Annotated in this window: 29 protein-coding genes; 15 read left to right on the top strand and 14 right to left on the bottom strand. The window is 56.7% G+C overall.

The window, feature by feature from the left end:
- Positions 1-29: 29 nt before the first annotated feature.
- Positions 30-521 (bottom strand): GNAT family N-acetyltransferase, encoded by a 492-nt coding sequence (locus FC18_RS06000; protein ID WP_054679131.1) that lies wholly within the window; start codon positions 519-521, stop codon positions 30-32.
- Positions 522-669: 148 nt separating this feature from the next.
- Here FC18_RS06000 and FC18_RS05995 point away from each other — a divergent pair, with 148 nt between their 5' ends.
- The 5 genes from FC18_RS05995 (at position 670) to FC18_RS05975 (ending at position 4,405) form a co-directional block, all read left to right on the top strand.
- Entirely contained in the window at positions 670-1,353 is a 684-nt protein-coding gene (locus tag FC18_RS05995; protein WP_054679134.1) for a type 1 glutamine amidotransferase domain-containing protein, read from the top strand.
- A gap of 39 nt (positions 1,354-1,392) precedes the next feature.
- Entirely contained in the window at positions 1,393-2,529 is a 1,137-nt protein-coding gene (locus tag FC18_RS05990; RefSeq protein WP_082620474.1) for an NADH-dependent flavin oxidoreductase, read from the top strand.
- Positions 2,530-2,603: 74 nt separating this feature from the next.
- Positions 2,604-3,266, top strand: coding sequence for an EAL domain-containing protein (locus FC18_RS05985; RefSeq protein WP_056975724.1), 663 nt, complete (start codon positions 2,604-2,606; stop codon positions 3,264-3,266).
- A 115-nt stretch (positions 3,267-3,381) separates the two neighbouring features.
- Positions 3,382-4,167 (top strand): Cof-type HAD-IIB family hydrolase, encoded by a 786-nt coding sequence (locus tag FC18_RS05980; RefSeq protein WP_054679136.1) that lies wholly within the window; start codon positions 3,382-3,384, stop codon positions 4,165-4,167.
- A 19-nt stretch (positions 4,168-4,186) separates the two neighbouring features.
- Complete coding sequence (locus FC18_RS05975; protein WP_054679139.1) at positions 4,187-4,405, top strand: hypothetical protein; 219 nt, start codon at positions 4,187-4,189, stop codon at positions 4,403-4,405.
- A 50-nt stretch (positions 4,406-4,455) separates the two neighbouring features.
- Here the strand turns inward: FC18_RS05975 and FC18_RS05970 are convergent, their stop codons facing one another.
- Positions 4,456-5,301 (bottom strand): aldo/keto reductase, encoded by an 846-nt coding sequence (locus FC18_RS05970; protein ID WP_056975722.1) that lies wholly within the window; start codon positions 5,299-5,301, stop codon positions 4,456-4,458.
- A gap of 82 nt (positions 5,302-5,383) precedes the next feature.
- Complete coding sequence (locus tag FC18_RS05965; protein ID WP_054679140.1) at positions 5,384-6,586, bottom strand: DUF2075 domain-containing protein; 1,203 nt, start codon at positions 6,584-6,586, stop codon at positions 5,384-5,386.
- A gap of 181 nt (positions 6,587-6,767) precedes the next feature.
- On the opposite strand from FC18_RS05965, the gene FC18_RS05960 reads away from it, so the two are divergent.
- The 3 genes from FC18_RS05960 (at position 6,768) to FC18_RS05950 (ending at position 8,856) form a co-directional block, all read left to right on the top strand.
- Positions 6,768-7,109, top strand: coding sequence for a DUF1648 domain-containing protein (locus tag FC18_RS05960; RefSeq protein ID WP_054679143.1), 342 nt, complete (start codon positions 6,768-6,770; stop codon positions 7,107-7,109).
- Positions 7,110-7,196: 87 nt separating this feature from the next.
- A complete protein-coding gene (locus FC18_RS05955) occupies positions 7,197-7,892 on the top strand; it encodes a response regulator transcription factor (protein WP_054679146.1) in 696 nt (231 codons plus the stop codon).
- Positions 7,885-8,856, top strand: a complete 972-nt coding sequence (locus FC18_RS05950; RefSeq protein WP_054679149.1) for a sensor histidine kinase — start codon at positions 7,885-7,887, stop codon at positions 8,854-8,856. The genes FC18_RS05955 and FC18_RS05950 overlap by 8 nt, the downstream gene beginning before the upstream one ends.
- Before the next feature lie 38 nt (positions 8,857-8,894).
- Here the strand turns inward: FC18_RS05950 and FC18_RS05945 are convergent, their stop codons facing one another.
- Entirely contained in the window at positions 8,895-9,170 is a 276-nt protein-coding gene (locus tag FC18_RS05945; protein ID WP_054679152.1) for a type II toxin-antitoxin system RelB/DinJ family antitoxin, read from the bottom strand.
- A gap of 146 nt (positions 9,171-9,316) precedes the next feature.
- Between FC18_RS05945 and FC18_RS05940 the strand changes: the two genes are divergently transcribed.
- Complete coding sequence (locus FC18_RS05940; RefSeq protein WP_054679154.1) at positions 9,317-9,538, top strand: KH domain-containing protein; 222 nt, start codon at positions 9,317-9,319, stop codon at positions 9,536-9,538.
- 48 nt (positions 9,539-9,586) lie between these two features.
- Here the strand turns inward: FC18_RS05940 and FC18_RS05935 are convergent, their stop codons facing one another.
- From FC18_RS05935 to FC18_RS05910, 6 genes are all read right to left on the bottom strand, one after another.
- Entirely contained in the window at positions 9,587-10,702 is a 1,116-nt protein-coding gene (locus FC18_RS05935; RefSeq protein ID WP_056975720.1) for a hypothetical protein, read from the bottom strand.
- A gap of 12 nt (positions 10,703-10,714) precedes the next feature.
- On the bottom strand, positions 10,715-11,821 hold the full coding sequence (locus tag FC18_RS05930; protein WP_054679163.1) for a hypothetical protein: 1,107 nt from the start codon (positions 11,819-11,821) through the stop codon (positions 10,715-10,717).
- Entirely contained in the window at positions 11,799-12,503 is a 705-nt protein-coding gene (locus tag FC18_RS05925) for an ABC transporter ATP-binding protein (protein ID WP_054679167.1), read from the bottom strand. The genes FC18_RS05930 and FC18_RS05925 overlap by 23 nt, the downstream gene beginning before the upstream one ends.
- A 189-nt stretch (positions 12,504-12,692) precedes the next feature.
- The gene (locus FC18_RS05920; protein ID WP_054679170.1) at positions 12,693-13,283 is read right to left on the bottom strand and encodes an NAD(P)H-dependent oxidoreductase; all 591 of its coding nucleotides are present in this window, start codon (positions 13,281-13,283) and stop codon (positions 12,693-12,695) included.
- A gap of 87 nt (positions 13,284-13,370) precedes the next feature.
- Positions 13,371-13,934 carry a Crp/Fnr family transcriptional regulator gene (locus tag FC18_RS05915; protein ID WP_054679173.1) on the bottom strand — a complete coding sequence of 188 codons (564 nt, stop codon included), beginning with the start codon at positions 13,932-13,934 and terminating at the stop codon, positions 13,371-13,373.
- Positions 13,935-13,983: 49 nt separating this feature from the next.
- Positions 13,984-14,472, bottom strand: coding sequence for an AAA family ATPase (locus FC18_RS05910; RefSeq protein ID WP_054679176.1), 489 nt, complete (start codon positions 14,470-14,472; stop codon positions 13,984-13,986).
- 89 nt (positions 14,473-14,561) lie between these two features.
- On the opposite strand from FC18_RS05910, the gene FC18_RS11915 reads away from it, so the two are divergent.
- The 3 genes from FC18_RS11915 to FC18_RS05895 all read left to right on the top strand — a co-directional run bounded on the left by FC18_RS11915 (position 14,562) and on the right by FC18_RS05895 (position 17,963).
- Positions 14,562-14,810, top strand: coding sequence for a type II toxin-antitoxin system PemK/MazF family toxin (locus FC18_RS11915; protein ID WP_082404078.1), 249 nt, complete (start codon positions 14,562-14,564; stop codon positions 14,808-14,810).
- A gap of 360 nt (positions 14,811-15,170) precedes the next feature.
- Positions 15,171-15,956: an ABC transporter ATP-binding protein gene (locus FC18_RS05900; protein ID WP_056975718.1), complete on the top strand. Its 786-nt coding sequence runs from the start codon at positions 15,171-15,173 to the stop codon at positions 15,954-15,956.
- The gene (locus FC18_RS05895; protein WP_056975715.1) at positions 15,957-17,963 is read left to right on the top strand and encodes an FtsX-like permease family protein; all 2,007 of its coding nucleotides are present in this window, start codon (positions 15,957-15,959) and stop codon (positions 17,961-17,963) included.
- A 180-nt stretch (positions 17,964-18,143) separates the two neighbouring features.
- On the opposite strand, the gene FC18_RS05890 is transcribed toward FC18_RS05895, so the two are convergent.
- Positions 18,144-18,848 carry an MIP/aquaporin family protein gene (locus tag FC18_RS05890; protein ID WP_054679188.1) on the bottom strand — a complete coding sequence of 235 codons (705 nt, stop codon included), beginning with the start codon at positions 18,846-18,848 and terminating at the stop codon, positions 18,144-18,146.
- 265 nt (positions 18,849-19,113) lie between these two features.
- Between FC18_RS05890 and FC18_RS05885 the strand changes: the two genes are divergently transcribed.
- On the top strand, positions 19,114-19,314 hold the full coding sequence (locus FC18_RS05885) for a hypothetical protein (protein WP_054679191.1): 201 nt from the start codon (positions 19,114-19,116) through the stop codon (positions 19,312-19,314).
- Between the two features lie 57 nt (positions 19,315-19,371).
- On the opposite strand, the gene FC18_RS05880 is transcribed toward FC18_RS05885, so the two are convergent.
- Complete coding sequence (locus FC18_RS05880; protein ID WP_054679195.1) at positions 19,372-19,791, bottom strand: hypothetical protein; 420 nt, start codon at positions 19,789-19,791, stop codon at positions 19,372-19,374.
- A 290-nt stretch (positions 19,792-20,081) separates the two neighbouring features.
- On the opposite strand from FC18_RS05880, the gene FC18_RS05875 reads away from it, so the two are divergent.
- Positions 20,082-20,435 carry a BlaI/MecI/CopY family transcriptional regulator gene (locus FC18_RS05875; protein ID WP_054679198.1) on the top strand — a complete coding sequence of 118 codons (354 nt, stop codon included), beginning with the start codon at positions 20,082-20,084 and terminating at the stop codon, positions 20,433-20,435.
- A 46-nt stretch (positions 20,436-20,481) separates the two neighbouring features.
- Here the strand turns inward: FC18_RS05875 and FC18_RS05870 are convergent, their stop codons facing one another.
- On the bottom strand, positions 20,482-21,063 hold the full coding sequence (locus tag FC18_RS05870; RefSeq protein ID WP_054679199.1) for a VanZ family protein: 582 nt from the start codon (positions 21,061-21,063) through the stop codon (positions 20,482-20,484).
- A gap of 320 nt (positions 21,064-21,383) precedes the next feature.
- Between FC18_RS05870 and FC18_RS05865 the strand changes: the two genes are divergently transcribed.
- Positions 21,384-22,535, top strand: a complete 1,152-nt coding sequence (locus tag FC18_RS05865; RefSeq protein WP_054679202.1) for a M56 family metallopeptidase — start codon at positions 21,384-21,386, stop codon at positions 22,533-22,535.
- Positions 22,536-22,595: 60 nt separating this feature from the next.
- On the opposite strand, the gene FC18_RS05860 is transcribed toward FC18_RS05865, so the two are convergent.
- Positions 22,596-23,885 carry an adenylosuccinate synthase gene (locus FC18_RS05860; RefSeq protein WP_054679205.1) on the bottom strand — a complete coding sequence of 430 codons (1,290 nt, stop codon included), beginning with the start codon at positions 23,883-23,885 and terminating at the stop codon, positions 22,596-22,598.
- Positions 23,886-24,086: the final 201 nt, after the last annotated feature.

Here is a 24,086-nt window from a genome sequence, read left to right as displayed (position 1 = left end):
ATGATTGTCCGAAATGCGGCTGCCCTGGTTTAACCCAATTTTTTTGAATAGATGTCGAGCAGCTGCTCGTTGCCGGCGCTGAGTTCACCGTCAACCTGGCGCAACAGCGCAAAGCCAAGCGCGGTCCAGAACTTCCCCGCGTCCTTGTTTGCGTGCACGACCGCGAGTTCAATGCGCTGATAACCGTGCGTCCCCAGTTGCTGTTCCAGCTGGGTGATGATGCCGCGGCCATGGCCCTGACCGTGTTCGCGCACCTCGAGGAGGCCAATGTAGAGCGTGGCCTGCTCCGGGTAGCCCTCAATCAGATCCAGCACGGCCACCGGCTTGCCCGCCTGCTTAACGAGCCAGAAGTGTTTGGCACTAGCCGGCATTGCGGGCGGCAATTCTTTAGCGTCCTCCAGCACCGTCTGAATCGTCGGTGCGGGTTCGCCAATCGTTTGGTAGTAATCCGCGTTAGCCTGATAGATTGCGAGCGCCGCCGTCCCGGTCTCCGCGTCATTAATTGGGGTAAAAGTATACATGTTCGTCCCACCTTGTTCGTTCGTTATTTACAGGCTTCAGTATAACACCGCAAACAACTAGGACACACCCGCTGAGTTGTCCCTTACCCAGTTGGCGTTTCCCATTTTACACTAGACTTACAAATTGTAAGAGCGAAAGGAAATGTACATGACTAAAGCACTAATCGTGGTAACCAACACGGCTCAATTCGGCTCCCTGAAGCGGCCCACCGGCGTCTGGCTGAGTGAAGCCACCCACTTCCACCAGGTAATGGCGGATAACGGCATCAACGTGGATTACCTCAGCCCCCGCGGTGGTTACGTGCCCCTCGATCCGGGTAGCATCGCCGCTGACGCCATCGATGAAACTAGCTGGCACTTCTACGGCGACCCTGAATTCCGGCAGCGCAACCTGGCTAACAGTCTGCGCCCTGACCAAGTTAACCCGGATGATTACGACATCGTTTACTACGCTGGCGGTCACGGCACCATGTGGGACTTCCCAGACAGCACCGCGGTGGCAGAAATCGCCCGCAAGATTTACGCCCACGGCGGTATCATCAGTGCTGTATGCCACGGGGTTGTGGGCCTACTCGCGTTGCAGCAAGACGGTCAGCATTTCATCAGCGGCAAAAAACTGACCGGCTTCACCAATGAAGAAGAAACCATCAACAAGTTAACTGACGCCGTGCCATTCCTCGCTGAAGACGCCCTGCGCGCAGCCGGTGCCAACTACAGCAAGTCTGCCGCCTACACGGAGCACGTTGTCACGGACGGCCACCTCGTGACGGGGCAGAACCCGCAGTCGGCACGTGGTGTGGGGCTTGCGGTTATTGCGGCGCTCCAGAGGTAATTTCTTTGTGCAATCAACTTAATTAAGAAGGCAAAATCCATGACTGAATTCACAGAACCACTGCATTTCAAATCGGGCGTCACCCTGCGCAAACGCCTGTTCATGTCCCCAATGACGACCCAGCAGAGTTTCTACAACGGGACTGTCACTCGTGATGAAATTGACTACTACACCAACCGTGCTGGGGGTGTCGGCGCCGTTATCACTGGTGCCGCGAACGTCCAGGACGGCGGCAAGGGGTGGCCCGGTGAGCTGAGTATCGCAGACGACCTGTACCTACCTGAACTGCGGGCGCTGGCCAAGGGTATCCAGAGCAAAGGGGCCAAGGCCATCATCCAGATTTTCCACGGCGGCCGGATGACGAATAAGGCCACTCTGTCTGGGGTCCAAACCGTTTCCGCCAGCGCTGTTCCAGCTGAGCGGCCCGATGCCGAAACGCCGCGGGCAATGACCGTGGACGAAATCCACGCGACGACCGCTGCGTTCGGGGAAGCCACCCGCCGCGCAATTGCTGCGGGTTTTGACGGCATCGAGTTGCATGGCGCCAACACCTACCTGATCCAGCAGTTCTTCTCCCCCCACTCCAACCGCCGCACCGACGAATACGGTGGCAGTCTGGAGAATCGCTACCGCTTCATCAAGGAGCTGCTCGCCAGCGTCTTTGCCGCCGTCGACAAGTACGCCGACCGGCCATTCATCGTCGGCTATCGCATTTCGCCCGAGGAGTTCGAAACCCCAGGCATTCGCTTCGCCGACACATTGTGGCTCATCGACCAGCTGCGCGAACAGCCGCTGGACTACTTGCACCTGTCACTGAACAACTACACGCGTAAGAGCCAGGACCCTAACTACCAGGACCAGTCGATGCTGAGCTACGTTCACGCTGAACTCGATGGCCGCATGCCGCTCATCGGCGTTGGGGGCGTGCGCAACCGGGCGGCTGTCACCGGTGTTTTGGCCAGTGCCGACGCCGTTGCCATTGGCCAGCAGCTACTCTTTGACCCCACATTCGCACAGAAACTGCTGCTGGGCAAAGATGACACCATCGTCTCGGCGCCGTTCACGGACCTCATCGATACCGCCGACCTCAACGTGCCAATTCGCGAGTTCGTCCGCGGCATGATCAATGCCCGTGCGGCCCGCATTGCGGCGTACCGGGCAAGCCACAACAAGTAAAATTGCGCCAAGCGATGGTATCGCTGCGCCCATTCCGTTACACTTAAGATAACAACTATTAACGAGGTGAGAGCATGCCGCAATATCGTTACTTTGCGCAACCAATCGCGAACATCAAGACTAAGCACATCATTGTCTACGAATTACTGTTGCGGCAGTGGGTTCCAGACAAGGACGCGTGGCTGCGACCAGACACGTTCGACTTGACGCCGGACGCCCTGATTGCGACCCTGGATCAGGCCATTACGCACCTCAACTTCCACCGGGTCAGCGTCAATTTGACCAACCAGCAATTCGCCGACCCGGAAATGATGCGCGCACTCACGACCTACGTCGCCGAGCACATGCTGCCGCGGCAGCTAACCGTCGAACTGGTGGAGACGCCCGACTTCGACGTGCTGCGCCAGATGAGCGTGCACTACCGGTCAGCGGGGATGCTGCTGGCCATTGACGATGTGGGCAGCGATAACACGTACGCGGAAATCAAAGAGATGCTGCCGTACGTCAACACCATCAAGTTCGCCATCCAGAACTTGCGCCGCTTTGGCGAACAAACCGCACCGGAAGTCGCCGCCGCTCTACGTTTTTGGTTCAACCGGGCCGAGGACCAGCAGATGCTGTTCACCTTCGAAGGCATCGAGGACGAGGCGGACGTGCAGCTCGCCCGTAGCATCGGTATTTCCCGTGGCCAGGGCTATTACATCGCGCGGCCGGCACTACCGGAGGCTTTCGCGTAAATCAGTCGTTAACTGAACTCCTGCTTGGTTGCAGGAGCTTTTTTGTGCACCAACCTTCGAAACCGTTTGCACACGATGAACGAAACTGCTAACCTTAACCCATGGTGGTGATAACATGGCACAGGCAGTGGTGTTCTTCGATCTAGACGGCACCCTTTTTCAAGACGATAAAACCGTCGCGCCCGCAACCCAGGCGGCGCTAAACCAGTTAGTTGCAAATGGCAATGAGCCCGTCATCGCGACCGGACGCGACCTCTGGGAAATCCGCGCGTTGATGGCGGCAACCGGCATCAGCAACGCCATCGCGGGCAACGGGGCCACCATCGTCGCCCATAACCAGGTCATCGAACGCCACCACATCGACCATGCATTGACCGTGGCCATCAGTCAGCAGTGCGCCGCCGACGGACTCGTGGCCGCGTGGTATAACGAGGACGGCGCGGTGCTCTCCGGCCTTGATGGGCTGAGCCGCGCGAACTACGCGGACGTGCACCAGGCATTGCCGCCGGTGCAGCCCGACTACTATCTGCGCGCTGAACCCACGCGCATGCTCATTTTCGTACCGAACAACGCAGAGGGCCAGCGCATCACCGCCCGTTACCGCACATTGTTCCCCCAGATGAGCTTCTACCACGACTCGCCATACGACATCGACCTGATTGAAACGCGCCTCAGCAAGGAATCGGGCGTGAATGCCATGCTCGCCCGCCCCGAGTTTGCCGGGGCGACCAGCTATGCGTTTGGCGACGGCGACAATGACATCCCGATGGCGCGCCGGGTCGACCACCCCGTGGCGATGGCCAACGCGAGTGCCGAGCTCAAGGCGTGCGCCGAGTTCACCACCCGCAGCAACATGGACGGCGGCATCGAGTTCGCCCTCCAGCACTACCAATTAATTTAGAATCCAGGTTAAGCTATTCATGAAGTCAAAATTCAATCCCGCATCCATCACCTATTACGTACTCTACGTCATCACGTTCATCCTGCTCGCACTGCGCCATCAAGTTGCCGCGGTCATCGTCATGTTGCTGGCGGTCACGCTCAATGTCTGGATGGTTCGCCGCAGCCGCATGCGCGCAGCCACCAAGGAACGTTACCGGGAGCAGCACCCGATTCAGCACAAGAAGCGCCGCAAGTAGGTAACAAAAAGCCCGCCAAGCAATTGGCAGGCTTTTATTTTGCTTCAAATTTAGATTTCTGCCAGTGGCACCTTCCCCGTTGGCGCCGGGAAGTACGTGTCAATCAGCTGCAAGTCCGCTGAGGTTAACTGCACGTCCATGGCGGCGATGTTGGCGGCCATGTGCTCCGGCCGGCTCGCCTTGGGGATGCTGAGCACATCCCCATTGCGCAAAACCCACGCGAGCAGCAGTTGGTGGGCCGTTATGCCCTTAGCGGCAGCGAGTTCCTGCAGCGGCTGGGGGACCGTAATCGCCTGGCCATTGCCCGAACCGTACGGCGAGTAGCCAATCAGCGTGGTCCCCGACTGTTTCTGCGCCGGCAACAGGTCGTACTCGATGCCGCGTTCGGCCACGTTGTAAAGTACTTCGTTGGCTACAACCCCCTTGCCGCCCGCAACCGCACGGGCTTCGGCGAGGTCCAGCGTGTCGAAATTCGACACCCCGTAAGCGCGAATCAGCCCCTCGTTCTGCAAGGCCCGCAACGTGCCGATGGTCTCGGTCAGCGGCGTGGTCCCGCGCCAGTGCAGGAGGTACAGGTCCAGATAATCCGTGCCGAGTCGCCGCAGACTGGCCGCCAGCGACTTGCGGATCAGCTTATCGGTCGCGTGCCACGGGTAGAATTTGGAAATCAGGTAAATCTGACTGCGGTCATAACCCTGCATCGCCTGGCCCACAACCCGTTCAGCTGCCCCTTCGCCGTACATTTCCGCAGTGTCAATCACGGTCAGGCCGTGGTCGAGCCCGTACCGCAAACTGGCGACTTCGGCCTGCGTCTTGGCCGCGCTCCCTTCGCCCATATGCCAGGTGCCCATGCCCAAAGCTGGAACGTGTTCCTGGCCGATTTTGATTTGCTGCATAAAAGTGCCCCCAATCTACTGGTTGATAAGTTCATTGTACCCGTCGCGATTGCGTGGCGTCCGGACAAACGCGCGCCGTTTGTCAGCGCCGGCTAAGTTCCAACAGTCGCTGCCACAATGCCGGACGCACCGCATAAATCCCCAAGCCCTTGCGCCCGCGCTTAAGCAAAATATTCATGGTGTGCAGGATAATCGCGTCCTTCGCCGCATCCGGATCCGGCAAACCGGGGTGCTTGCGGAAGGCTTCCGTGTCCTCAAAGCTGTCTGGGTGCACGATAATTCGGTCGCTGGCCGCATCATAATCCACGCTGGGTCCGAGAATGACGCCGGCATAGTTCAGGTCGAAACCCTGAATCGTATAGATGGAGCCCACCTCGTGCACCGTCTCGGGCCGCCCCGCCCACGGCCGGTCGGTGAAATTGATTTTGTCCCACGGCAGGGTCAGACTCCCTGCGTGCACGAACCACTTCTGATCGGTATAGACGCGGAACGGAAAATCACTGGTGGCAATCAGCCGCGACAGGCCGAACATCCGGTCGCGCGCTTGCACCCAATCGTACAGCGGCTGACCGTCAGCAAACACGCGCAGTTCAAATTCAGTTGGTTGTGGTAATGCAGTCAGGCGCCCTTGCACCAACCGGTTAATCCATTCACTAACCTGCGCATCTTGCACCCGCATCTGCCCGTCCAGATTGAACTCCGCCACCGCGTGCCCGCGCAGGTGCCGCTGCAGCATGTGCGGATCCCAGTGGCTCTTGAGCTTGACCACCTGCTGCGGATCGAACACAAGCACCACGACTCGTGCCAGCTGCAGAATCCCGTCGAGCTGGTTATCACCGGTGAACTTATTGAACGGGTCACTCTGGCTCAATAGTAAATGTGCCTCATCGATGAACACCACGTCCGCTTTATGCCCGCGCTTGCGCATGCCATTGATGAACGGCGTGGGCTTCATGAAGTCCTTCACCCGCAGTGCCGATGTGGCCGCCGCAACTTCCTTATATACCTTGAGCATTTCGTTGTGATTAACAAGCAAGTAGTTGTCGGTGCCAACCAGTTCACCCGGCGCCTTGCTGCGAGCAGCCGCCTGCACCTGGGTGAAGGCGTGGGCCAGCGCCGCACTCTTGCCCGAACCGGCATCCCCCGTGAGCACGAACACCGCGCTGGTTGCGTCGTGCAGGTGCGCGGTCGTGAATGCCAGAATCTGTGCGGTCAGTTGCTGCTGGTCCGCCGACATCTGGGCGTCTGGGGGCAAAATAAAGGTTGAAGTTGATAAATCGGGCAAAGGGACACACTCCTTGATGATTGATACGTTAATTATACCGCGCAAAAAACGGCCCCAAGCGGACAGCATCCGTCCCGTGACCGTCAGGATAATTATTTTTATGAAAGGGTTTCACCCCCCATTTTCGCACTATAATGTAGGCAATTCAGTTGGGTTCCCGGAACAATACGGAGGCAATCTCATGCGTAAATTCACCCTGAGCATGCGGCTCATCACCGCCTGCACATTCATCGTCGGCATCATCTGCACATTCATCGGCCCGAAAACCGTCCCCACCCACTTCAATGGCTTGGGCACAATCGACGCGACCAGTGGTCCCCTGGCCTTCCTTGCCGAGGGCGCCATCGTGGTGATCTTCGGCGAGCTTGTCATTCTCTGGGCCAAGTGGCGGCGGAAAAAAGACGCAACGAGTGACATCAACATGATCATGTACAAGGAGCTGTACATGATTTTCTTCACCGGCATCATCGCGGTCGTCGTCCTCATCACCATGTGGCAACAGATGCACGGGATTGCGGGCTAAACCATCGCCTCTAGGACTTAAGCCGCGCGCCGCAAAAGCCGAAAACTGGTACAATGTTTGCGCAACCTTAAATCACCGGAGGCCATTATGACGCAAACTATTTTCCTAGTTGAAGACGAACCGACCATCGCGGCCACCATCAGCCACTACCTAGCGCAGTGGGGCTACACGGTCAAAGCCGTGCAGGACTTCAATCACGTGGATGCCGAAGTAGCGGCCGCGGCGCCCAACCTCGTGCTCATGGATATTCGCCTGCCGTTCTTCAACGGATTCCACTGGCTCGAATGCATTCGGCGGACGTCGAAGGTGCCGGTGATGTTCCTCACCAGCGTCAGCGACGACATGAATCTGGTGATGGCGATGAACATGGGTGCCGACGACTTCCTCACCAAGCCCATCGAACTGCCGGTACTGCTGGCGAAGATTCAGGGACTATTGCGCCGCACGTATGAATACCAGCAGCAAGACGGACGCTACCCTGCAGGTCAGTTCGAGCTGGCCGCTTTGGACAACCGGGTCACCAGCATCCCCTTGGCCCAGAGCATCGATCTCACGCCGACCGAAACCCGGATTTTGCGCATGCTGTTCGCTAGTCCCGGCGCGGTCGTGAGCCGCGAAGACATCATCGCCAAGCTGTGGGCCAGTGACGCGTTCATTGACCAGAACACGCTGGCCGTAACGATGACGCGGTTGCGGCAAAAGGTCGCACCAATCGCACTTGATCAGGTCATCCAAACCGTGCGCGGTGCCGGCTACCGATTGGCGGTGCAACCAAATGCGTGATTTAACCGCCTACCTCAAGGCCCGCACCATCACCTGGCTCACCATCGTCATTATCTGGCTCACCGCCGCCACCATCACCTTCCTTGAAGACCTGCCACCGGTGGCATTACTGGATGGCACGGTGATTGGCGCGGCAATACTCATCCCCGTCCTGGCCGTTGACGCATGGAGCTGGCTAGTGAATTTCCGCCAGCTGCGCAGCATCCCCGTCGCCGATGACGCCCCACTGCCGCCCGCACTGGACCCTGCAGCCGCCCAATATCAGGCCATCATTAACGGCCAGATGCAGGCCCGCCGGCAACTAGCGAATCAGACCCACAAGCAGGCCAAAGATTTAAACGACAACTTCGCCTTGTGGAGTCACCAGATGAAAACACCGCTGGCCGCGCTGGACTTACTGCTCCAAGTGCCGCCAGTGAATGCCACCGCCGCCCGCGCCGAGGTACGCAAGGTGGACCGCTACATCAAAATGATGCTGACGTACGTGAAAATCAACGACGTCAACCGCGACCTGGTGCTCGAGCCAACGCCGCTGACACCGCTAGTCAACCGCACCGTACGCGACCTCGCTGACCTTTTCATCAGCAAGAATCTGGCGGTCAAGGTTGATGCGCTGCCCACGGTGGTCGCTGACAGCCAGTGGCTCGGCTTTATTTTTGAACAAATCCTCACCAACGCCGCCAAGTATACCGAACGTGGCGGCGTGCACATCTATGCGCAAGGTGACGCCATCGTGATTGCCGATACGGGCATCGGCATTGCCGCCAGCGATCTGCCTCGCCTTTTTGAACCCGGCTTTTCCGGCTACAACGGCCGCATGAACCAGAAGGCAAGCGGACTCGGCCTGACGCTCAGCCAAACCGTGGCCGCGAAGATGGGGCTCAAGCTATCCGTGACGTCAACGGTCGGCAGCGGCACCAAGGTGTACGTGCACATGGCGCAGCAGGTGTGGCAGGCGGAATAGGATAACAAAAAGCCGCTCATTGCTGGGCGACTTTTTGGTTAATCTTCGTTGAGCCACTGGTCAAATTCATCTGGGTTGTCAATTGTGCGCGCCGAAATATCCTTAACCGCATCTTCTAGGTCCAATTGAGCCACCTCCGCATCAGTTAATTTTAGCGCAAACGGAACTTTACCAAGCACAGCAACCTTCTTGTACAGCAAATTAATCAATGCAGTCTGGGTTATTCCTAGATTTTTCAGAGTAATCTCAACCTGATCAGCAAGCTCACGATTAACCTTAACTGTAATCGTCTTTGTATCATCATTACTGGTCATACTATCACCTCCACCACCGGTTCTCACTATTATTATATAACGTTTTTCTGAGCCCGTCCTACTCGGTTCACCCGCCCAATTTTTCTTTCCCCGCCCCCGCGTTACCATAATCATAGAAGCAGTCGCGCACACAGTGGAGGCAGATTATGGCAAACAAAATTTGGCGCAACCGAAACGCAAAACGCACGAAGAAGCTGGGGCACAAGCTGCTGAACCCGAAGCAAGCCGCGCGGATTCACCTGGAGAACCAGGTGCGCGGGCTTCCTGAACGGGTGGTTGAATCCAGCAGCGAGCTGGACGCGGCCCTGTCTGCGGACCAAGAGATTGAGCGGGAACATAACGTCTTCCCGCCGGACGAACAGGATTAACTAAAAGGTGCCCCGCCAGCGCAGAAACGCTGATGGGGCACCTTATTTTCACATCGCTACTGTGCACAGTCTGCCAGCCCGCCTGTGCACGAGATACCCGGCCAGCCCCAGCGCCAAGCAGCCATATACGCCCAGAACCAGCAGGCCGCCTACCAGCCCGAACGCATTGATTTCGAACTGCATGCTACCGCTACCCATCATTACGCCCCGCGTCCAGACGTAGGTGCTGGGGATGAAGCGGAACAAGTTCTGCGGCGCCACCCCGTTTGCCGTCGTTAAAGAAGCACCCAGAACGAACACTAACTGCACCACCACATTCGTCACCAACGTCGGCCGCAATGTCAGCGCCAGCGTCCCGATGCCCGTCAGCAGGAAGACAAACGCGATGACCAACAAAATCTGCCCCAACACCAGTGGCCCGGCTGCAAAAATCTGGTTCTGCTCGCTTGTATTATGCACAATTGGGTACAGCCACTGGCCAAAGCCATTGCGTACCAGCGGCACCAGGCTGGCGAGAATGACGCTACCGATGAAGGCCGCGCTGACGCTAATGAACACCGCAGATGCCTGAGCGAGTTGGACCGTCACTGGTCGCCGTGGCACCAGACTGAACTGCGCGCGTTCGTCCTTGTGTTGCGGCAACCAAATCAAGTAAGCCACCGTCACTGCTAAAATGACGAGGATGAACATGCTCTGGTACGTCAGGCCCAGGTTCTCACCCAGATACTTCAACACCGGTTCCCGTTGCCGTTCAATGTTGTAGAAGTAAATCGGCATGCTGTGCTTCGCCAGATAGTGGAATCCCTGAAAGTCACTCGGCGCAGTGCCCTCAACGCGCTCTTCCAGCGTCATAAACCGCGACATGGACTTGGCGTACGCCACCCGGTCACCGCGGCGGGCAATCTGCTGCAACTTGCTTCTCTCCGCCACCGCGGCGTGGTAGTCCGCAGTTTTGGCCTTGTTGCCCTGAGCAAGACTGCGCATATTGTCCAGTTTCATCGTCGACGCATCGGTCTTGGCCTCGCGCACCATCGTCTGCACCGTTGTTTCATGTGTAACGGGGCGCAGGGGCAGCATTAACACGACGGCCAGGACCAGCGGCACTAACCAGAAGACGGGTTCGCGCCAGATGCGGCGCAGATCATTACGCAACTCAATCATCATGTTCACCCTCCACTACAGCCGCTGGCGCACACGCACAACGGCAAAACTAATTAACCCCAAAAGCAAACTAGCCGCGAGCAGCACCCCAGCCATGTGGCCAAACGTGGCCCCACCATTAAGCGACGTGAGCACTGCACTCGCGTTGAAATAACTGGTCGGCAACCAGCTGCTCGTCGGCACCTGCCCACTAAGTGCAATCAGCAGCATCCCCAGCAGCGAGACCAATACGTTCTTCGTCCAGAGCTGAATGAACACGGCACAAACGGCGAGAAAGAGCAGCACCAGCATGAGCAGGCTATATTGCTCCAGCACAAGTACGCCCAGATGCCGCAGAAAAACGTGCTGCCCGTCAAGCGAATAGGCCACGGGATACTGCCAGTTGCCGGCGCCGTTCATCAGTGTGGGGACAACAAACGCAATGCCCACGCTCGCGAGCAGCCCGGACCCAGCAAGGAGCAAGAAGCTCAACAGCTTATTGCCCAGCACCACCGTTTTGCGGACCGGCATGATGGTCACGAGCGCGTTAACTCGCTGCCGCTTATCCGCAATCAGGAAGGTCGCACACCATAGGGCGAGGAGGGCTGCAAGCCAGATACCATTCAGGAACGTGGTCAGGTTCTGGCTCAGCTGGTGCAGTCCTGGTAGCTGCGTGCTCCCCGCCGGAATCTCGGCAATGTGGTGGCGGAGCTGGTAGCGCAGCGTTTTGACCCGCGCCAGCTCGAAAGCCGCGGAGCCCGTGAACTGCGCCCACCCCGCGCGGGCACCACGCACAAGCAATTGCCCGTAAGCCAACTTCGCCCGCATCACGGTGCGTACCTGCACCGGGGTCGCCGTTTCAGCAGCAATCACGGCAGTCAGCTTGGTTTGCACCGCCCGCAACTCACGCACACTCGGATTGGTCGGTGCAGTCGCCGGGGGATTCTTCCGCCACGCTTCTAGCTGCGCACTAATCTGACTCGCATCGCCCATGTAGCTCTGGACTTCCTGTTCGTACCCGACTACCGGATGCAGCCGGGGCAGGTTCGGGGCTAGGAACAATAACGCCATGGCGATGATGAAGCCCAGCATCGCCGGCGCGCGGCGCAACGTGCGGAACTCAAAGCTTAAATTCGGGCCCAAGTGCCTTCACCTCGAACATCTCGTTGTACTTCGCCAGCAGGTCGATGTCACCCGTGTTGCACACCGTCAGTTGCCCCTGCTTGAGGAAGAAGGTGCGGTCGGTCATCGCCGTGACGTTTTCCACCGAGTGCGAGGACATGATAATGCCGTGTCCTTGCGCCCGCAGCTGGGTGAAAATCTGCGTGAACAGCTGCATGCTCGTCGGATCCAGCCCGTTCAGCGGTTCGTCAAACAGCATGAGCGGCGTATTCGCCGCCAGATACGTCGCCAGCAGCACGTGTTGCCGCATCCCCAGCGACATCTTGCTAATGCGTTTGTTCTTGTAGCCACCCATATTCAGTAGGTCGATGATGTGGTCCACGTCCACCCCGCTACGCCACATCTGCTGCACGTAGATAATCTGCTCGCGTGCGGTCAGGTGTTCATACAAATTGCGGTTATCTTCCAGAAAGAACAAATTCTGCAGGAACGCGGTGCGGTCCTGCCGGGAATCGTGTCCGTTCAAGCTGATTGTCCCGCTGGCCGGCGTCAACAGGCCCACCAGGTTCTTGAGCAATGTGCTCTTCCCCGTGCCGTTCGGCGCCACGAGCCCGACAATCTCGTCCGTGGCCACCGTGAAGGTCAGATCGTGCAAAATTGGCTGTTTGTGGTACGCAAAATTCAGATGAGAAACCTCCAACATAACGGCCACCTCCAAAATGTTTTTCTAATTATAGCATTGATTCTTAAGCAGCACTGCATCATTTAACGGTACGCGCTTAACATTTAGTAAACATTTGGCTGCCAACGTAAAAAACACGCGCGTCTTGACCAGCAAACTACCGGTCAGGACGTGCGTGCATCATTATAATTGTCTGTTAATTCAACGTGATTACTGCTGAAAACTACGCGTGATTTGCGCCAGCTGGCGGGCCAACTGCGCACGCTTGGTGCCCTTAACCACGTAGAAGGCCTTCAGGTGCACGTTCCGCAGCCCCGACTTGCGCAACGTGCCGCGAATTAGGCTGCGCTGAATCGCATTCCCGTAGAGGGTGCGGTACAACCAGCCCGGCGTGTTCATCGTCGTGTAGACCTGCACCCGCTGCACATTCGTGAGCAACGTGCGCATCCCCTTACCGCCGTGCGTGTACTCGTAGGTGCTGCCCGGGAAAATCACTTTGTCGATGAACCCCTTCACCATCGCGGGCATGAGTTCCCACCAAATTGGGAAAATCAGCACCAATTCATCCGCCTTTTGCAGCCGCGCAACGTACGCCTGTGCCTGGGGGTCAACCATGGCGTGCTTGCGAAATGCCAGCAAATCGGCGCCGGACATCACCGGGTTAAACCCATCCGCGCCCAGATCAATCAGATCGACGGTGCCTCCAGCCTGCTGCACCCCACTGGTCACGGCTTCAAGAATCCCGTGGCAGAAGCTGCCTGCGTATGGGTGGTAGTAAACAATCGCTGTGTTTTTGGTCATAATAAAAACCTCGCTTCATCTATTTGATGAACCAAGGTTACCGCCGCGCGTGGGCCCGCGCATTAACCTAAGTTAACGGGCCATAATTTATTTGATTATTCCGAGACGTTTGCGCATCCGGCTCAGCGACACCGGCGATATGCCGAGGTAACTCGCCAGCATGCTCTGCGTCAGTCGTTGCTCGATGGCGGGGCTAGTCAGCACCAGCTGCTGGTACCGTTCTTCCGGCGTCGTCTTCGCCCGTGCCAGCAGCAGGGTGTACTCACCCAGCCGCTTACTGAGCGCGTCCATGGCGAGGCGCAAGACTTCCGGGCGCTGCTCAATCATCTGCATGACCTGGGTGCGGCGCAGTTCGAGTAGTTCGACGTCCTCCACACACACCAGACTGAATGCACTCGGCACCTGATTGTAGAAACTTGCGAATGAACTGACGGCCTGGTCTTCGGTGAAGAACTTCAGCGTGATGTCATGTTCCCCGTCGTTATAGATCATCCGCAAGCACCCGCGGTTAACGAGATACAGCGCGGTCGCCACGTCACCGGCTTGCAGCAGTACCGTCCCGGCGGCAAAATGGCGAATCTGCGCGTTGATTGCGGGCGTTGCTGCACAAATTTGCCGTAAACGCCGCCCTAAATTCTGTTCCTGTGGCATTCTAATCACCTCAATTTACCGTCCTGCAGCCCAATCTCGCCTTGCGCAATCATTTCTGCGTCAAATCCGCTATAATTTGCGCTTGTTGGTGGGCAAAGTCTACATCCGGCGTGAAAATTGCGTCCTCAAAACCGAGTTCGTCGGCTTCCAGCCACCACCGGCGCAACCACGCTTCCGGAAACGGCGCCGCCTTGGTCTGGTTACGCGCCAAGGCCACGGCAAACGGCAGGTCGAAGTAGTACGTGTGCATCCGCGTGCTCGCTTCCTCGTGCAGTGCAGTCAACATGCCGCCGTACACCGACTGCTTCAAAATACCTTCAATAATCAGGTAGTGCACATTTGCCTGCGCCCACGCGATGTTCGTCCGCATGAGATCGATACTCTTATTGCCGGTATGATCGGGCTCAGTCAAAATTTGCTTGCGAAACACGTCCTGTGAAATGAGGCAACTGTCCGAAAGCTGCGCCCTAACCGCCTGTGCGAGCGTTGTTTTGCCGCTACCAGAATTTCCGCGAATAAGAATGATTTGTGCGGGCATGACGCCACCTCCGCTATTGATGAGCTCATCATACCACTCTGAATTCAGCGCTGGGTCGCTAAAAATCTGTTGCTTCTGTTGCAGTAGTCATTAGCCGTGGGACATACAGCCAGCTTACCGGCTTGGTTCTGGTAGCGCCGATAACGCACGCCACCCACAATCGCCTTAAAGACTCCGGCCTACTTATTCCGCTAAACCTACCTGAAGTTGATGGCTTCGTGAACCCACTGCAGTTGTTCACATTCGACTACCGCAAACGGCACGTGCGCAAGATTGGCCAACTGCCCGACTACCTGTACGCGCAAGTCCGTGTGCGGGTTAACCAGCTGCTCGAATAAACAATTGCACCTTGTAATCAGGTTGGCATAATTCTGAAATAGCAATTTAATAACAAAAAAAGCCACCCATAGTTGGCAGTCGGGGTAGCTTCTTCAGTGATCTCCATGATCGATTTCGATACCTATATTCTACACACGGTCGCACAATAATGCAAGGCTCAGCACTGACTAACCGAAACCACCAATTTCAGCAATACGAAAAATTTAATAACAATTTGCACATTACCCGTCCACCTTACAACATTGTAAGCTTTCCCCGCAAATCGTAAGTACCCGCACTCCTCCGCCTGGGATATGCTATAACCAACAAGTAAGTTCGCAACGTGCATCGCTGCGCTGCGAACCCAGGAGGAGTCAATCATGTCCACAATTCTCGAATTAACTAATGTTGCTAAGACCTACCACACGCGTTTCAACGCCAACGCGGTTCAGGCGCTGACGGACGTCTCGCTGTCGGTAGAAACCGGCGAGTACGTTGCCATCATGGGGGAATCCGGCTCGGGGAAGAGCACGCTGCTCAACCTGATTGCCGCCCTCGACAAGCCCACCAGTGGCAGCATTAACCTGAACGGCACCGAACTGAGCACCATTCCGGAAGGCAAATCAGCTAAGTTCCGCCGGGAGCACCTCGGATTCGTCTTCCAGGACTTCAACCTCCTCGACACCTTCAAAGTGCAGGACAACATCGTACTCCCGTTGGTGCTGAGCAAAACGCCGGTACCCGAAATGGAAAAGCGCGTCAAGGATCTGGCGCCCAAACTGGGGCTGGGTGACAAGCTCGCCAAGTTCCCGTACGAACTCTCCGGCGGGCAGCAACAGCGAGTTGCCGCCGCCCGCGCCCTGATTACCAACCCCGAATTGCTGCTGGCGGACGAGCCAACCGGGGCCCTGGACTCGCGCACCGCCGACGAACTGCTGCAGCTGTTTGCTCAGCTCAATGGTGATGGCCAAACCATTCTGATGGTGACCCACTCTGCCGTTGCCGCCAGCCACGCCGGGCGTGTGCTGTTCATTCGCGACGGCCGCATTTTCCACCAGCTGTACCGGGGCGATTTGACCCAGGACGAAATGCTGGTGAAGATTAGCGACACGATGACGGCGATGCTCGCAAAACAGGTTCCATCCGCAACGAAGGGGGACGCCTAAATGTTCTACTTTCGTCTTGCCGCCACGAATATCCGGGCGCACAAGCGGATATTCGTGCCGTTTCTCCTCGCAACCACCCTGCTGACCGTGATGAACGTGGTCATGCTCTCAGTGCACGCCGACGCAGGCGCAATCTTCGCCAACAACAGCGAAGGCATTCAGGCCGTCGCCAGCGAAATGTTCAAGTATGGTGCCTACGTGATGATGGTGTTCGCCGTCATCCTCGCCTGGTACGCCAACAGTTTCCTGCTCAAACAACGGACCAAGCAGCTCGCTTTGTACAGCGTCATCGGTTTCGGCAAGCGCGAATTACGCCTGATGACTGCCGCTGAACTGCTGATCTGCCTCATCATTACCCTGATTTGCGGCTCGGTTTTCGGTGCCGCGTTCTCACGCCTCAGCTACCTGGCGCTGGGCAAGATGCTCGGGGTGCCGGCCAACGTCGCTTTTGGCGTCAATCCCGTTCCGATTGCCGAAGTGGCCGGGATCATGGCCCTGATTTTCCTCTGGCTCATGCTACTGGACGCTAACTGGCTAAGGCGGCACCGACCACTGGAAATGCTGCAGGCGGTGAGCGCCGGTGAACGTGAACCTAAGACGCGCTGGCTGATGCTCATTCTCGGCGTGCTGACTCTGGGCGCCGGGTACGCTGCTGCTATCGGGATCACCAACCCGCTCGGCGCACTGCAGTGGTTCTTCATCGCCGTCGTTCTCGTCATCATCGGCACGTACTTCCTGTTCATCGCCGGTTCCGTGTTCATCTTCAAGCGCCTGCGCAAGAACAAGAAGTACTACTACCAGCCTGCCCACTTCATTAACGTCGCCAACATGATTCACCGGATGCGGCAAAACGGGGCCGGACTGGCCTCCATCGCCATCCTCGCCACCATGACGCTCGTCACCATTGCCACCACCATCACGTTGTACCGCGGCGTGCCGCAAATCGTGAACACTTCTAACCCCGCCGACCTCCAGTACCTGCGTTTCACCACCCTGGACACCGGGACGCAAGGCAAGAAGGGCACGTTGACCCCGGCTAAGGAAAAGGCGCAGGTAGCCGCGGCCGCCCGCAAGCACCACGTCACCATCAAAAAGCGCACCGTCGCCACTGTTAGCGGCGCTACGCCGATGAAGTTCACGGGCAAGCGTCTGCAACTAGCGACGAACAAGGACTACAACGGCATGTTCGGACCCAAAGCGGACATGCAGACGCTGAGCTTCATGACTGCCGCCCACTATAACCAGATGATGGGTACCCACGTCAAGTTAGGGGCAAGCGATGTATTATACGGCTCAACGAAGGACCAGACGCGCAGCCGCATCATCGTCGGTACCAGTACTATGCGGGTGCTGGGTAAGGCTGCCATGCCGTTTGCCACCAACATTGCCGCTACCGGCACTGCGCTTCTGGTATTGCAGAATGAGTCCGCAATCAGTGCGGTAATCAAGCAGCTCGCACCAAAGATGAAGCAAGCAGACATTGATGCAATGTTCGCGCAGATGCAGACCACCGTCTACCTGACGCTGTCTGGCAGCCAAGCTAACCAGCGCGCACTCGCCAAGGACATCCCCGGTGATAGCGTCCAGAGTGCCGCGGTTAACCGCAAAGAAATCCTGCAGTGGATGAGTGCCTTCCTGTTCATGGGCATCCTCATCGGCATCATGTTCATCCTCGCCACCGCGCTGATTCTCTACTACAAGCAGGTCGCGGAAGGACTCGCGGATGCCAAGCGCTACAAGATTCTCCAGCAAGTTGGGCTAAGCGAGCGCGAAGTGCGCCGCACCATCAATAGCCAGCTGCTCACCCTGTTCTACATCCCCCTGATTGTCGCCGGCCTCCACACCCTGGTCGCCGCGCCGTTCATCCAGCGCGTCCTCACGCTGTTTGGTATCTATGACTGGTGGCAGTTCCTCGCCACCATCGGCATCACCCTTGGTATCTTCGCCGTCGTATACGTGCTGATGTACAAGACCACCGCGCGGGTTTACTACCGCATTGTGAAATAAAGCAAACATCCGGGAATTTCGTGATTGAAATTCCCGGACGTTTTTTAGTTTAGTTTGATTAAACGGTACGCTCGGTCGGCTGACACCTTATGTTCAACCACCGTAAATTGCGCTAAGTATACACCCCCCCGAAAAAAATAGAAGCACGTTTATTACGCACTTCCACAATTCGTAAGTTAACTACAACATCCGCTCCAGTCCCGCCGCGAGCAAGCCACCGATGATCGGTCCGGCAATGGGTACCCACGCGTACTCCCAGTGCACCTGGCCGCGGTTCGGCACGGGCAGCACCGCGTATGCCAACCGGGGCGCGAAGTCCCGGGCAGGGTTCAGCGCGAACCCCGTCGTGCCCCCGAGTGTCTGACCCACAACCATGATTAGTAGCCCGACGATGAACGGCTTGAGACCCGTACTGAAGTCGCCGAGATTCAGCAGCGTGAAGATGAACATGAAGGTGGCGATAACTTCACTCAGGAAGTTGAAGAACGGCGCCTTGATAGCTGGGCCGGTGGCAAAAATGCCCACGGTGTTGCCGTCCGCCTCGGTCTTGGTTTGCCAAAAATGCGGGTAGTACTGCAGGATCACCAGTGCTGCTCCGACAAACGCGCCGAGGAACTGGCCGAGCAAGTACCCGGGCACCTCGCGCCACGGAAAGTAGCCAAACGCGGCGAACGCTAGGGTCACCGCCGGGTTCAGGTGCCCGTCCGTGCCGAAGTGGGCCGCCACGTACACCCCGAACGTCACCGCCATGCCCCAGGCGAGGGTCACAAACAACCAGCTCTGCCCGTGCGCCAGGCTCTTGCGCAGGCTAATCCCCGCACCACATCCAACCCCGAACACAATCAAGACCATCGTGCCAAGGAATTCACCAAGAAAACCACTCACATCGTCATCTCCATTTCTCCGCTTTACAAATCAATAATTGCGTTAACGATAGCTTAATTGTAACCGTTTACCGACGCGGCGCAAAGCAATATTTAGCGATTAATTCGGCGCCCGCACCAGCGACAGATTCACCACGTAGAAACTTGTCACAATCGGCTGAATATCAGACTAAAGTCCCTGTGTTAGTGCTTGCTTAGCAGTACAATGTGGGCATAGTTAAACATGTGTAGGGTTTAACTTGTTGGGGTTAATGGAGGCAACAATCATGGAACAATATCTTGTGGGTATCGGCGCCATCATTTTGGGTTTGATTCAAATTTACGTTGGGGTGCGGACGTTCAAGCGGTTCAAGCAAACCGCCAGCAAGTCCACCTCCCCCTTCTCCGCATTCGGCCTGTGGTACGGCTTCGGCTTTGGCATCATCGTCATCCTCGTAGGCATCGCCACCCTGACCGGCAATATTTAACGCAAAAGACCGTTACCCGATGATGAATCAGGTAACGGTCTTTTAGCTTGGCGCATATTAATGTTGCTCGTCTTGCACCACTTCTGTGTCCGCCGCAGCCGCGTCGGGGCGCCTGAACCCCACCGTGAGCAAGAACGCAATCGTGCTGACGCCGGCCCACATCGACAGCGTGAACAACTGGACGCCCGCGAACGCCGCGCAGATGAACCAGCCGCCAATCAGCAGCGTCGTACTCATGAGTGCTGTATGCTGGCACGGGCACCAGATGGTCATGCCAATCTGCGCCAGCATGAGTAGCAGCGTGCCCATCGCCACCACGAGCATGGCGAAAACCGCTGGGTGCTGGTTGCCAGGAATAATCGCGGCCAGAATAATTTCGGTAATGAAACCACTGTGGATCAAGCCCCCCGCGGCGACTACCCCAGCCGCCAGCGAGATGCCCCGCAAGATATAACTGAACAGATTCCGCGTACCCATGTGCAACCTCTTCTTCCGTGTCCGCAATTCCAGTTTGCGGACCGATTTGATAAGCCAACCTCGAATACCATGGTACGACTGATTTCGCCGGATTGCAATATTTTTTTTATTGTAAAATGCTAATTGAATTTTATGAATAACAATTGGCATTAATATATTTATACCACCATCACACGCCCAGAAAATTCTTATATGCAATTATCGTGATAGGACGCAATTATGGCTGTCTATTGTTTTTTTGACATCGTGTATTATAATATGTGTATACATTAAACGAGGAAGTACGAATAATGACACGCAAAATCAAAATCACCCGCCGCGAAGAAGATATTCTCCACGTGCTCTGGGACTCCGATGAACCCCTCGCCGCCAACCAGGTCGCAGCCAAGACTGACATCAGCATGAATACCGTCCAGTCCGTCCTGCGCAAGTTGCTGAAGGGCGAGTTCATTCGCGTTGAACACATCGGTTACAGTGGCACCGTGCTGACCCGTGAATACGTGGCCAACATCACCGAGGAAGACTACTACGCCACCCTCATCTCCAAGTCCGCCTTGAAGGCCCTCGCAGCAAACTTCATCAGCCGCGACGCTGAAAAAGACGACTTACAGGATTTGGCGAAGTTGATTGACGAACAGAAGTAACAGCAAACGCCCCACCGCAATCGGTGAGGCGTTTTGTTTTGCCCAACTATTCCTGCACCCGCGCAACTGCATGCGGGATTAACCACTGCACCAGCTTGAGCACCAGGAAACCCGCGATGCCGCCAAGCGTGTTGGTGACTAAATCCACGACGTCCGTTGTCCGGTTGCCCAGGTAGAAGTAACACATGATGAACTGCGCCGCTTCAATCATGAGCGTCGTGCCCACAATCAGGGCCAGGTTCGGCGCGAACTGTGCGTACTTCTTGCTGATGAGCCCCGCGAGGAACCCGAGCGGCATGAATAGCAGCACGTTGCCGTACACTTGTACCGGCGTGTAGTTGCGAATATCAGCTAGATTGACGTTAATGTATGGCCCCTGCAAGCCGAATGGCAGCTTGCTCATGACATTGCTCGGGGAATATAAGTTAACGGGAAAAAGCGTGATGCCGACCAGCACGCCCACGTACAGGATCATTGCCACCTGCGCCGCCGTTTGTGGCCGCACCGTGTGCCGCCATGCTTGGGCCGCCACAACAATTATCGCAATCACTATCGCCACCAGCACTGGCAGCGCGCCGTTCAGCTCACCGTAGAGTTGTAGCTGCTCATTCACCGCTGTATTCATCATTTCTACCCTCCAAAATATCGGGCCAACCCTGCCCAATACCCTAACCTTAATGCCATTTTGGCGGAACGACAATATATTTTTATTTTAATAACACAAATCCGCACTAAGCTAGATGCAACGCCGCAACGCAGCCAGTAATCCCTACCGCCGCGGCTTTTGTCCAGCCTGATAGCTAACTGGAAGCACCAGTAAAAAAGTGCAAATAATCCCGTCACCCCAGCAGCCGACGGAGGAAGATTAAAAAACTCGTCAAATTCGCCAAGACCGCCGCATTAATGTATGCTAGAAACATTAATGCTATGCACGTAGGGGTTAGGGTCATGGACATTTCGGTTTCTTCAATTATTATTTCGTTAATCATTGCTAGTATCCTCGTGGGGATCTTGCAGCTGCTCATTGCCCGCACCAAGGCGTACGGGGTTTTTCGTATCGACTTCATCGCCACTTTTGCGGTGATTGTCCTGCTGCGACTGCTGGTGCCCGCCGAGTATTTCGGCACCTACACCATCTCCTCGCACCACATCTTGCCGGCAGTATACGGCTTCCTGGCCCACCCGCGCTTTAGTCTCGGCCACTTCCAGGTCACCTGGTTTATCATCATCGGGGTAGTCTGGCTGGTTGGATTCCTGGCCATGCTCAGCCGTTTGCTCTGGCAGGGTTACCACCTGAATCGCGCGCTAGGAACACTTCCGCGGGTGGCCAAGCACGAACTTGAGCTCACCGAGCACGTCGCCATCCCCGCGAACGTGACTATTTACCGGCTACCCGGGGTGGCGTCCCCGTTCGTCTCTGGCCTGCGCAGACCCAAGCTCATCATCCCCGCCGTTGACCTTGCTCCGCAGACGCTGACCTACATCATGCACCACGAGCTGCAGCACATCAAAAATCACGATGTCTTCTTGAAGTACCTCGTCAGCTTACTCGTGTGCGTCTACTGGTGGTTCCCCATCATGTACATTTTCCGGCGCCAGGCCAACATGATTATCGAAATGCGCGTGGATAACCAGGTCGTCCAAAATGTCGATAAGGACACCTACCTCGGTTACACGCAGAGCCTCGTCACCGTAACTAAGCAGCTGCAAGCCGCGCCAAAAGTAGCGGTCGCCCCCGCACTGTCAGCGGCCCTGCTCCCCCAGTTCACCATGTTCGAGAAACCAACGCTGACCCACCGCATCAAGTTCCTGCTCACCGGGCGGACCGTCAAGCGCACTAACCGGATTATCCTCGCACTCATCATCTTCGTGCCACTCATGGCCACCTCAATCATCTTCGAGCCCGACTCCATTAATCCCGAAGACGCCAAGGGCACATTCGAAATCAATCCGCAGAAGGACAAAATCCTCGCGCACGACGGCAAATACTACCTCTGGCACGCCGGCAAGCTGCAAGGCCTTGTCGATAATCCGCACGCCGAATCGCTCGGCGGCATGCCCATCGTTAAGCATATTCCGGCAGTGCACTTCAAGAAATAAACTGTGTTGGCCAAGCGCACAAAAAAATCTCGCCCATCGCGGCGAGATTTTTTTAATGGTTTATTTGGCCCAAACGTCTTCGAGCACGTTGGTCTGATCGCGGTCCGGGCCAACCCCGAACGTGAGCAGGTCAGCACCAACGAGTTCGGTGATGCGCTGGATGTAGTGCTGCGCTGCGGCGGGCAGGTCAGCAAGGGACTTCGCACCGGTGATGTCATCGGACCAACCAGGCATTTCTTCGTAAACTGGTTCGCATTCAGCCAGTTCCTTGAGCGATGCGGGGAAGCGGGTGATGATCTCGCCGTTAGCCTTCTTGTACGCCTTGCAAATCTTGATGGTGTCGAGGCCAGTGAGCACATCCACAGAGTTCAAGCAGATGTCCGTCACCCCGGCAACGCGCTTGGCGTGGTTAACCACCACGGTGTCGAGCCAGCCAATGCGGCGTGGACGGCCGGTAACCGTCCCGAATTCGTGGCCGGCGTTGCGGATGAAGTCGCCGGTTTCGTTGTTCAATTCAGTTGGGAATGGGCCATCCCCAACTCGGGAGGTGTACGCCTTGGTGACCCCAACGACGCGACTCACACGGGAAGCACCGAGACCGGAACCGGTGGATACCCCACCAGCAGGGTTACTGGACGTCACGAATGGGTAGGTTCCCTGGTCGATGTCGAGCATGATGCCCTGGGCGCCTTCGAACAAGACGTTGCCGCCGTCATCCACAGTGTCGTTGAGCAGCACCGAGGTGTCGACCACGAACTGCGCGAGCTGCTGCCCGTATGCGTAGTATTCTTCGAAGATGTCGTCGAACTGCATTGGTTCGGCACCGTAAATCTTGGTGAACAGCACGTTCTTTTCTGCCAAGTTGGCACGCAGCTTGCGTTCGAATGTGTCTTTTTCCAGGAGGTCACAGAAGCGAATCCCAACCCGGCCGGCCTTGTCCATGTAGGCAGGGCCGATACCGCGGCCGGTGGTCCCAATCTTACCGTCACCCTTGGCTGCTTCCTGCAACTTGTCGAGGGCGATGTGGTACGGCAGGATGACCTGGGCGCGGTCGCTGATGCGCAGGTTAGCACTTGCCACGCCCTGTTCCTTAAGCCGCGCGAGTTCAGCAACGAGGCTCTTCGGGTTCACCACGACCCCGTTACCGACAACGGATAGCTTGTCTGGGTACAGAATCCCGGATGGAACCAGGCGCAACTTGTAGACCTGACCGTTCGCGTGAATGGTGTGGCCCGCATTGTCGCCCCCCTGGTAACGGGCGATGACGTTCGCGCCCTGGCTCAGGAAGTCAACGATCTTCCCCTTACCTTCGTCGCCCCACTGTGTACCAACGATAACTACTGTACCCATAATTAAAATACCCCTTCCTGGAGATGCGTTTCAAAAACCTTAACAATAATATCAATAACCCGAACAATCAGCAAGGGTTAATCCGGTTTTCGTGGGAACAATTGGGGGTGCCTACCCCTTTTGTGGGGGTAAAACCCGAACATTAGCTGCAAAAACGCTAACCTAAGGCAATTATGTCACACGTGAAACATGCCCGGCGCC

The organism is Lacticaseibacillus sharpeae JCM 1186 = DSM 20505, from assembly GCF_001436225.1.
In the GTDB taxonomy this organism is placed as follows: Bacteria; Bacillota; Bacilli; order Lactobacillales; family Lactobacillaceae; genus Lacticaseibacillus; species Lacticaseibacillus sharpeae.
This window is presented reverse-complemented; position numbering and strand designations above follow the sequence as displayed.